General features: G+C 32.0%; 9 protein-coding genes and 1 riboswitch. Of the genes, 8 read left to right on the top strand and 1 reads right to left on the bottom strand.

Features of this window, described 5'->3' with window-relative positions; genetic code table 11:
- The 6 genes from P8K68_RS14690 to P8K68_RS14665 all read left to right on the top strand — a co-directional run.
- A partial coding sequence (locus P8K68_RS14690) for a restriction endonuclease subunit S (protein WP_300252633.1) occupies positions 1-764 on the top strand: 764 nt, incomplete at its 5' end.
- Between the two features lie 131 nt (positions 765-895).
- Entirely contained in the window at positions 896-1,111 is a 216-nt protein-coding gene (locus tag P8K68_RS14685; protein ID WP_300252630.1) for a helix-turn-helix transcriptional regulator, read from the top strand.
- Entirely contained in the window at positions 1,111-1,437 is a 327-nt protein-coding gene (locus tag P8K68_RS14680; RefSeq protein WP_300252627.1) for a HipA N-terminal domain-containing protein, read from the top strand. Before P8K68_RS14685 ends, P8K68_RS14680 begins: the two co-directional genes overlap by 1 nt.
- Positions 1,437-2,423 (top strand): type II toxin-antitoxin system HipA family toxin, encoded by a 987-nt coding sequence (locus P8K68_RS14675; RefSeq protein WP_300252624.1) that lies wholly within the window; start codon positions 1,437-1,439, stop codon positions 2,421-2,423. Before P8K68_RS14680 ends, P8K68_RS14675 begins: the two co-directional genes overlap by 1 nt.
- Positions 2,420-5,626 carry a type I restriction endonuclease subunit R gene (locus tag P8K68_RS14670; RefSeq protein WP_300252622.1) on the top strand — a complete coding sequence of 1,069 codons (3,207 nt, stop codon included), beginning with the start codon at positions 2,420-2,422 and terminating at the stop codon, positions 5,624-5,626. The genes P8K68_RS14675 and P8K68_RS14670 overlap by 4 nt, the downstream gene beginning before the upstream one ends.
- Before the next feature lie 293 nt (positions 5,627-5,919).
- Positions 5,920-6,273 carry a hypothetical protein gene (locus P8K68_RS14665; protein ID WP_300252620.1) on the top strand — a complete coding sequence of 118 codons (354 nt, stop codon included), beginning with the start codon at positions 5,920-5,922 and terminating at the stop codon, positions 6,271-6,273.
- Here the strand turns inward: P8K68_RS14665 and P8K68_RS14660 are convergent.
- Positions 6,270-6,521, bottom strand: a complete 252-nt coding sequence (locus tag P8K68_RS14660) for a hypothetical protein (protein WP_300252617.1) — start codon at positions 6,519-6,521, stop codon at positions 6,270-6,272. The two genes, P8K68_RS14665 and P8K68_RS14660, sit on opposite strands and share 4 nt — an antisense overlap.
- A gap of 48 nt (positions 6,522-6,569) precedes the next feature.
- A riboswitch (SAM-I-IV-variant riboswitch) is annotated at positions 6,570-6,664 on the bottom strand.
- Positions 6,665-6,853: 189 nt separating this feature from the next.
- Here P8K68_RS14660 and P8K68_RS14655 point away from each other — a divergent pair.
- Positions 6,854-7,243: a hypothetical protein gene (locus P8K68_RS14655; RefSeq protein WP_300252615.1), complete on the top strand. Its 390-nt coding sequence runs from the start codon at positions 6,854-6,856 to the stop codon at positions 7,241-7,243.
- A gap of 323 nt (positions 7,244-7,566) precedes the next feature.
- Positions 7,567-8,769 (top strand): site-specific integrase, encoded by a 1,203-nt coding sequence (locus tag P8K68_RS14650; protein WP_300252613.1) that lies wholly within the window; start codon positions 7,567-7,569, stop codon positions 8,767-8,769.
- The last annotated feature ends 163 nt before the right edge of the window (positions 8,770-8,932 follow it).

The following is an 8,932-nucleotide window of genomic DNA, read 5'->3' as shown; positions in this document are numbered from 1 at the left end:
TAAAGCGCATCAAATTATTAGAAGAACAAGCACAACAAACCTATGAAGAGTGGTTTGTACGTTTTAAATTTCCTGGTAATGAGAATGTGGAGGTTGATGAAGTAAGTGGTTTGCCTGAGGGGTGGGAGGTGACAGAAATTCAAGAATTATCAAGTGTTATAACGGGTAAGACACCTACAACTTCTAAAAGTCAATATTACGGAAACGATATACCTTTTATAAAAACGCCTGATTTACATTCAAGTATTTATATGACAAATGTTGAACAATTTCTTTCTTTAGAAGGCGCGAACTCTCAGAAAAATAAGTTTTTTGAAAAGAATACTATTCTTTTGTCGTGTATTGGGGCTAGAGCTGGAGCTGTTGGTTTAACAAGTGAGATTTCTCAATGTAATCAGCAAATAAACGGTATGATTTGTAAAGACGAAGTATATATATTCTATTTATATTTTTTCTGCCGAGGATTAACACCTTTACTTAGAGCTTTAGGTAGCAATGGAGCAACAATGACGAATGTAAGTAAAGGCAAATTAGAAAAGGTTAATATAGTTAAACCTCATTTGAATATAATTACTAGTTTTCATTCTAAAGTAAAAAATGACTTTGCAGTTATTTTAAATCTTCAAAATCAAAACCAACACTTAAAAGAAGCACGCGATATTTTGTTACCACGGTTGATGAGTGGGATGATAGATGTTGATGGTTTGGAGGTTAGTGAGAAGTTGGGTATGGTTGCTGAGGAGCAGGCAAATCACACTCAATAGTGCATTAAAAAGCACTATTTGTATTATTTATTCTTAATTGAATATAAAACCTCTCTAATAGTGCATTAAAAAGCACTTATTGTGTTGTTAATCAATAAAATTGTATATATTTACATTAAAAGAGCCATATAATGCACTATAAAACATTATTAGAAACAGTAAAAGCACGCAGAGAAACGCTTCAAATAACACAAGAAATGCTTGCAGAGCTTGCTGATGTTGGTTTGCGCACACTAAAACAATTTGAGAGTGGTAAAGGCAATCCCACCTTAGAGACCTTAACCAAAATAGGGAACACCTTAGGTATGGAATTAAGTTTTACGGTAAAAGATTTAACCACTAAATAATGAGGCAAGCAAACGTTTTATACAAAAAAGAAGCTGCTGGATTGTTAACACAGTTAGACGATGGTAGTTTCATATTTACCTATCATGACCAATGGTTTAATGATACCAATAAACCTGCTATTAGTTTAACCTTACCTAAAACACAACAAGAATATAAATCGAAACATCTATTTTCTTTTTTTTATAATATGTTACCAGAAGGTACAAATAAACAAACCGCTTGTTTCGAGAATCGTATTGACGTCAAAGACCATTTTGGCATTTTAATAACGACTGCAAAATATGATACTATTGGAGCTGTTCAAATACATAAAATAAATAATTAATGGGTTTGCCAAAAATAAATAATTGCCCAAGTACACTAGCTGTTGGCTACACGTCGTATAGCAACACAGCTTTACGGCGCGTATTTAATGCAAAAAAGGTGAGCGCCATTTTACCTTATGATTCACCAGCAAGTAACGCTATTACAGACGCCTTATTTAAAAACAATAGGAGCCGTATGTCTATATCTGGTGTACAAGAAAAATTTTCGGTTTTATTAGAAAAAAATAAATTACGCTTAATAGAAGAGGGAGAGCAAGGACAATATATTTTAAAACCAATACCAAACGTTGGTAAAAACGCCAATCAAATGCCTGCTAATGAGCATGTAACCATGCAAATTGCACGTCAAGTATTTGCTTTGGAAACTGCAGAAAATGCACTCATATTTTTTAAAAATGGTGATGCCGCTTATATTACAAAACGTTTTGATGTTAAAGATGATGGTAGTAAATGGGCTCAAGAAGATTTTGCTTCTTTAGCAGGTAGAACACCACAAACACATGGTGAAGATTTTAAATATTCTGGGAGTTACTTAGAGCTTTTCGAGGTATTGAAAAAGTACACACCTGCTTATACTGTAGAATCTATAAAGTTATTTAAGCTGATACTATTTAACTATTTGTTTTCCAATGGCGATGCACATTTTAAAAATTTTTCATTAATTGAAACACCTTTAGGAGATTTTAAATTAAGTCCTGCTTACGATTTATTAAATAGCAGATTGCATATAGACGATAGAGATTTTGCATTAGATGATGGTTTATTGCCACCAAATTTAGCACAAGGAAAAGTAACTGAACAGTTCTATACTTTAGCTGAACAGGCTGGAATTTCAAAAAAACAAGCTGGAAAAGTATTTGAAAACTTAACCTCTATGCAAGATACTGTGTTAACACTTATTGAAGCATCATTTTTAGATGACAAATCAAAAAGGAACTATACTCAAGCCTATCAATCCAGGTTAAAAAAAATATTAAGACCATGAGTTACGAATATTCTGAAGACGGTTTAATAGAAAATGCCACCCAAGATGTTTTAGAAGAATTGGGTTGGACAGTCCTTTCTGCATGGCATAAAGAATCCTTTGGAGCCGATGGTTTATTAGGTAGAGAAGATAAAAGTCAAGTGGTTTTAAACCGTTACTTATTACAAGCGCTTAAACAATTAAATCCGAATCATCCAGCTTTAGCTTATGAGCAAGCCATAGAATTAATCACGCAAAATGTAGCAGACCAAACCTTAGGCAGAATAAATAAAGACAAAAGCAATCTCCTTAAAAATGGAGTTCCTGTTAGTTACACCAATGACAAGGGAGAATTAATAAAAACCAAACTCAAAGTTTTTGATTTTAAGGATTATAAAGCAAATCATTTTTTGGCAGTAAGACAATTAGAAGTTTTAGGCGAGCTGTATTTAAGACGACCAGATGTGGTTGGTTTTGTTAATGGTATTCCACTTGTGTTTTTTGAACTAAAAGCACATCATCAAGATTTACGACAAGCCTATAATGACAATTTAAAAGATTATAAAGACACGATTTCACATGTGTTTCATAATAATGCGTTTATCATTTTAAGTAATGGAACGGACGCAAAAGTTGGTACAATAACCAGTCCGTATAAATACTTTTTAGATTGGAAACGTATTGAAGAACATGAAGAAGGCGAAGTAAGTTTAGATACCATGCTTCGTGGAACCTGCGATAAGCATCGCTTAATGGATATTTTTGAAAACTATTTAATATTTGATGATTCACAAGGCGATGTGGTGAAACTTATGGCAAAAAACCATCAATATATTGGAGTTAATAAAGTGATTGAAAACGTCGATAATATTGACGATTTAGAAGGGAAATTAGGAGTGTTTTGGCATACACAAGGTTCAGGTAAATCGTATTCCATGGTGTTTTTATGCGAAAAAATCCATCGAAAATTAGGTGGTTCTTACACCTTTTTAATTGCTGTTGACAGAACCGAATTAGAAAACCAATTGTACGATACCTTTTCTGGTGTTGGTGTAGTAAACGATAAAAATGTTATTGCTGGAAAAAAGAAAGGTATAACTGGTCGTGAGCATTTACGAGAACTACTTTCTGAAAATCATAGATATGTATTTACGCTTATTCATAAATTTTCCATAGACCCAAAACTAGAAAGCGAATATCCATTAATCACAGAACGCAAAAATGTGATTGTCATTAGTGATGAAGCACACAGAACACAATCTGGAACTTATGCTAGAAATATGCGTTTCCATGGTTTGCCAAATGCATCGTATTTAGGATTTACAGGAACACCAATTATAAAGGAAGAAGAAGAGCTTACCAAAAACATCTTTGGTGAATATGTTTCTGTTTACGATTTTAAACGTGCTATTGAAGATGAAGCAACCTTGCCATTACGTTATTTAAATCGTGGAGAAAAACTGGACATCACCAATCCAGAATTGGATGAGCAAATGGCTGAGGTTTTTGAAAACGAAGACCTTGATGATGACCAAAAGAAAAAGTTAGAATATCTTTTTAGTAGAAACTATCCTATATTAACAGCACAACCGCGTTTAGAAGCTATTGCTAAAGATTTGGTTTGGCATTTTAACGAAAGAGGCTATCAAGGTAAAGCCATGTATGTAGCTTTAGATAAGCCCACAGCAGTTAGAATGTTTGAACTAGTTCAAAGCTATTGGCCAGAATATTTAAAAGACCTAGAAGAGCGCATTAAGAATGCCGAAGACCAACAAGAAGAGCAGGAACTAAAACGTAAATACAACAAGGTTAAAGAAACCGAAGTTTGTGTGGTAGTAAGCAGCGAGCAAAATGAAGTAGATAAATTCAATAAAATGAATTTAGATATAGAAGTGCATCGCAGAAAAATGGTGGAACGTAATCTTGAAAAAGAGTTTAAAGATGAAGATAACCCGTTCCGATTAGCCATAGTTTGTGCCATGTGGATTACTGGTTTTGATGCACCTTGCGTATCTACAGTATATCTAGATAAACCAATAAAAGGACACACACTCATGCAAACCATTGCAAGAGCAAACCGAGTATATGATGATGAAAAGGAAAACGGTTTAATTGTAGATTATGGTAATGTTTACAAACAATTAGAGCAGGCGTATTCCATTTATGGCGAAGGAGGAAAATCTGGAGGCAAAGGAAAACCTGGAAAACCTGTTGAACCTTTAGAAGATGTTGAAATAGAATTGAAGCAAGCCATTAAAGATATAAAAGCGTATTTAAAAGGACTTAATTTTTCGCTTCAAGATTTAAAAGACGCTAAACCCATGTCTAAAATTGCACGAATTAAAGATGCAACGGATTGTGTGTGTTTAAATGAAACAACGCGAACCACTTTCGAAATGATGGCTCGTAATGTATTTAGAAAGTACAAAGCCTTATTTCCTTCAGATAAATTAAAGAAACATGTAAAAGATTTCAATGCGATTGAAGCGATTTATACAGCTTTAAATCAAAATGTAAAATCTGCAGATGTCACACAAATCATAATGGACTTACAAGCCATAGTAAGTGATAGTGTTGTGATTCAAGATAAGGTTAATGAAGAAGATGAAGAAGTATATGTAGATTTGTCATCCTTAGATTTTGATAAATTAAGAGCCGCTTTTGCTAAAACACCACGTAAAAATACGTTGGTATTTAATTTACAAGAAGCCATTGAGCAACGTTTAGAACAAATGCTAAAAGAAAATCCGTTACGTATTGAATTTTATGAACGTTACAAAGAGATTATAGAAGAGTATAACAGAGGTAAAAGTTTAGAAGACACCATAAAGACATTTGATAATTTAAACAATTTCATCAAAGACTTATCACACGAAGAGCAACGTGTGGTTAGAGAAAATGTAAAAGACCAAGAAACACTTGCCATATTCGATTTACTTAAAGAAGGAAAGGAGTTATCAAATAAAGAATTAAAGGAAGTTAAGAAAGTAGCAGCAAAAACTTTAGAAACTTTAAAATCTGAAAAATTAAAGATTGATAATTGGCGCGAGAGTAGACAGATTAAAGCCCAAGTAAAAAGTACTATTTACGATAATCTTCTATATCTACCACAAGACTATTATTCAGATGAGGAAGTAGGTATCAAAACAGCAAACGTTTATCAGCATATTTATACTAACTATTACGGAAATAATATGAGTGTTTATAATCAAAAGGCAGGTTAATTAAAGTCACTTCTAGAGTCTATTATGAGTTAAAAGGAGTCTTTTGAAAGCATGCACCTCTTTTAAGAAAGTCTATTAAGTTCAGTTTGAATTTGGATTAGCGTGTTTTTCTTATTAAGAATTTTTAAGGTATGTAATGCATTACATTTATCATTTTAGTGCATATTTAATAGATATTTAGTTAATCTATTTGGTGGTTGTGTTTAATTAAAATTAATAGAATGAAAAAGATAGTTTACGTAGATATGGATAATGTTCTAGTTGATTTTTCAATCTGGAATTGATCAGTTCAGTTGAGTACTGAGATATTGAAAGAATATGAAGGCAGACTAGATGAAGTCCCTGGTATTTTTGGTTTAATGCAACCCATGCAAAACGCCATCGCATCTTATACTGAATTGACCGAACATTTTGACGTGTATATATTATCAACTTCACCTTGGAAAAATGAGACTGCAGCCACAGATAAGTTACGATGGGTAAAGGAATATCTTAAAGGAGTTGCTTATAAAAGATTGATTTTGTCACATCATAAAAATCTAAATAAGGGAGACTACCTCATTGACGATAGAACAAAAAATGGCGCGGACAGATTTGAAGGCGAGCATATCCATTTTGGAACTGAGTTAAAAAAAATAAGCACTTAAAAAATGATACAAGACTTATTAGGAAGTCCAAGCCAATAATCTAAAAACAAGATTCTACAAGCCGCATCATAGTCTTTAGCATGTTCAAGCAATTCATCGGTCACATAAAAGCCTTCAAGTTTTAAGGACTTTAAATCTTCAGAATGTAAAGGGATTTGAGTGTAAATGGCTGGAAATTGGCGAATTAAGATATATGGAAATTGCCCATAACCTTTTTCTAGATAAGAGGTGTCAATAGTTTGTTTCATAATGCATTGTTTTAAAGTTAATGCACCAGGATAATAATATAAATAGTGGATGTTCATTTATTTTGACTGAACTGTCCGTATACTAAACCACCGTGGCTGTTGTGCTCGGTTGGTACGCATTTATTGCGTTCCTGATACTATTATAAAGATACAAAAATATTTTTTAAAAAACCTATAACTCAATAAAAACACGTAAGAAAAATAGGATTTGTTAATAATTTTGACTTATCCACAATATTTTCTGTAGATAAATTTTTCTAGCCTTTTCGGAGATTTTTTGAAGCTATTATTATAATTTTATTGGAGTTAAATACTTTAATTTTATAATTATAATGAGTGCTTTTATTGATGATTTTTTTGAAGGTGATGCCTTCGATTCTTATAATTTAGAACCTTGGACGGATGATATTTTAAGTCTGCAAGAAGATTACGATACCTATATTATTTTTTATAATGATTTAAAGGCATCCATAAATAATGACCTTTATTTAAGTTCTATTGATATTTGCATTCCCATTAGAGAGATTAATATTATGATTGAACGTATTAATGATATTAAAAGATATAAGATATCAAAATATGGCGTGTATCGCGATTGTGAAAACTATTTGGTAAAAACAGCATGGTTTTCTCAATTAGAACCCACCAAAAAATTTAAAATATGCTTTGATTTTTATACCCATATCGTTTTAGGGATTCATGAGGCATTTAACAGGGCTTAGTTTTTAGTTTTCGGTTATTTGATTGGGGTATTTAAATATGAGATACATTGTTTAATGCAGATAAAAAAAACGGTTTAGACCAATCTAAACCGTTTTTTAAGTTGTAATACTTTTTGTAGCGAGAGGGGGGCACGATCCCCCGACCTCCGAGTTATGAACTCTAATCATTTGGAATTAAAATCAATCGATATACACTAAAAGCTATTGATTTACAGGGTTTTATTTTATTTGGCAGTATTTAATATTAAATGATATCAACAAATGTTGTACCTATGTTGTACCTGAAATTTGTATATTTACTTACATACAACTTTAAATAAATTATGGCATCGGTTAAAGCAGTTATAAGGACAAAACAAAATTCTCAGAATTTATTTCCAATTGCAATACGAATTACAAAGGATAGAAAGACTTCTTTTTTGTATACAGGTCAGTATATAAAGAAGAATCAGTGGGATAAGACTAAAGGACAGGTAAAAAAATCTCATCCAGATGCATTGAATATCAATCAATTAATTTTTAAAAAACTTTCGAAGGTTAATAGAAGTCTGATGGACGCCGAGACCAATAGCGAATACATGTGTTCAAAGCATGTTAAAAGTTCAGTAACTTCAAAGAAGGCTAATGACTTTTTTGAAATAGCTAAAATCTATTTAAAAAATATTGAGGACAGAAAGAAATTCCATCAATTAGATATTGAAATTAGGCGGATAGAGGTTTTCAGAGAATTTCTAAAGAAGGATAAACTTTTTTTTGATGAATTGCATATCGAATTACTTAAAAAATTTGAAAACTATCTGCTTAATGAACGTAGTCTTTCAAAGCGAACAGTGGTAAATTATATGACTACCATTAGAACCATTTTTAACTTAGCAATAACAAATTCTTCCGTGGATGTAACGTTATATCCATTTGGAAGAGGGAAATATCAAATAAAATTCCCCGAAACAAAAAAAATTGGATTAAATAGTGATGAAATAACCATTTTGGAGAATATTGAAGGTTTAACAAAAGCTCAAGAATACGCTTTGCACGTATGGTTACTAAGTTTTTATTTTGCAGGTATTAGAGTTAGTGATGTGCTCCAATTGAAATGGAAAGATTTTTTGGATAACCGCTTATATTACCGAATGGATAAAAACAATAAATTATTATCCTTAAAAGTTCCGGGTAAAGTTTTTAATATTTTAAATAAATTAGAAAGACGTGATAGCTCTGTGTTTCTGTTTAAGGAGTTAGAGGGGGTTGATTTAGATAACAAAAGGTTATTAAGAACTAGAATAAAAACTGCAACAAGAAATTTTAATAGAAGATTAGAGATTGTTGCCACCAAAGCTGGTATAGATAAAAAAATGAGCATGCACATTGCACGTCATAGTTTCGGAAACATCTCAGGAGATAAAATTCCTATTCAAATGTTACAGAAACTATATAGACATTCTTCGGTTACAACTACCATACAGTATCAATCAAATTTTATGCAGAAGGATACAGATGAGGCATTGGATAAAGTCCTTGATTTTTAATTTTTGCTGGATTTTTTGAATTTTATATGTTGATTAGAGATAGTTAAGAATGAGTTACGTATCTCTTATTATGGATTTAATATAATGAGTTTAATTTGATATGATTTCAGGAATTTTTACTTGGTCATTAAGCTCATAACCCGAAGGTCACTGGTTCGAGTCC

Origin of the sequence: Algibacter sp. (genome assembly GCF_029245835.1) — a bacterium.
Classification (GTDB): Bacteria; Bacteroidota; Bacteroidia; order Flavobacteriales; family Flavobacteriaceae; genus Algibacter_B.
Note: the sequence above shows the minus strand (reverse complement) of the source record. Positions and strands in the feature narration are given on the sequence as shown.